Source organism: Rhodococcus sp. EPR-134 (assembly GCF_001647205.1).
Lineage (GTDB): Bacteria > Actinomycetota > Actinomycetes > Mycobacteriales > Mycobacteriaceae > Rhodococcus_F > Rhodococcus_F qingshengii.
This window is the reverse complement of record NZ_LVCT01000600.1, coordinates 1-961: the sequence shown is the minus strand read 5'-3', so window position 1 is coordinate 961 and position 961 is coordinate 1. Positions and strand designations below refer to the sequence as shown.

The following is a 961-nucleotide window of genomic DNA, read 5'->3' as shown; positions in this document are numbered from 1 at the left end:
AGTCCGCCCGAGATGCCGACCGTATTCTTCATCAACGAACCGGTCTCGGAATCGCAGATCAACTGAACGTCACTGTCTCACTTGACTTGACACATAGCGAAGCGTAAGCACCGCTTGAACCGCAGGGGTTATTCGTATGTTGTCGGTGGCCACACCCCAAAGCTACCAAAAAGATGTGTACATACTTTTTTACATATAGAAACCAACAGTGCGAGTTGAAGGCTGGACAGATGACACGCAAAAGCGCCGGTGAGCGATGTGCTCACCGGCGCTGGAAATGCGAGATCGCCCTATGTCACCAGCGCTGAAAACCGGTGACGTACGTGCCATTCCAGAGCGCCGGGTCGCTGAGCGTGATGGAGACACGACCTCCGTGTGAAGCTGCCTCGTCGACGATCTGGTCGACGGTGGCGTAGACGACGTTCCCGGTGGGCTGATAGACGGAACCAGGGCCGAGGTTCACGCGCCAACCCCGATCCGGGATGGGGCCGAGGAGGTTGCCGGCATTGGTGTCGGCGATGAATCGGGTCTCGTTCTGATCGAAATTGACTCCGACAAATCCGTTGCCGGAATACGGGGTCGCGGCAGAAGCGGCACCCGCCCCGAGGAGGGCCACAGCACCGGCCGCTACCGGGACCAACAGTGCAGCTACAGCCATACGTGAACGGGACATGGAAACCTCCTGTGACGCGAAGGCTGCATCTTCCGCAACCAACTTTGATGTAACTGACGGTAGCGCAAAACGTGATAACCGAACATTTGCGACAACATGACGTCGGTCACGTTAGCGGTAGCGCAAAGGCTCGCAATCTGGGCATTCATACTTTATGACTAGGCGAAACAGGGCTGATCGCCCCTAGGTGCGGAGGCGGAAACGGACCGCTTGCCGCTTTCAGCTCCAAATGAGTAAATGCCTGGCACTCAACCCGGTCGGTCGGATCACCGACTGCATCCGCCTGCC

At 57.5% G+C, this 961-nt stretch carries 1 protein-coding gene; it reads right to left on the bottom strand.

The features are described 5' to 3' along the window. Nucleotides 1-295 precede the first annotated feature (295 nt). Complete coding sequence (locus A2J01_RS26445; RefSeq protein ID WP_064113927.1) at nt 296-673, bottom strand: hypothetical protein; 378 nt, start codon at nt 671-673, stop codon at nt 296-298. Between the last annotated feature and the right edge of the window lie 288 nt (nt 674-961).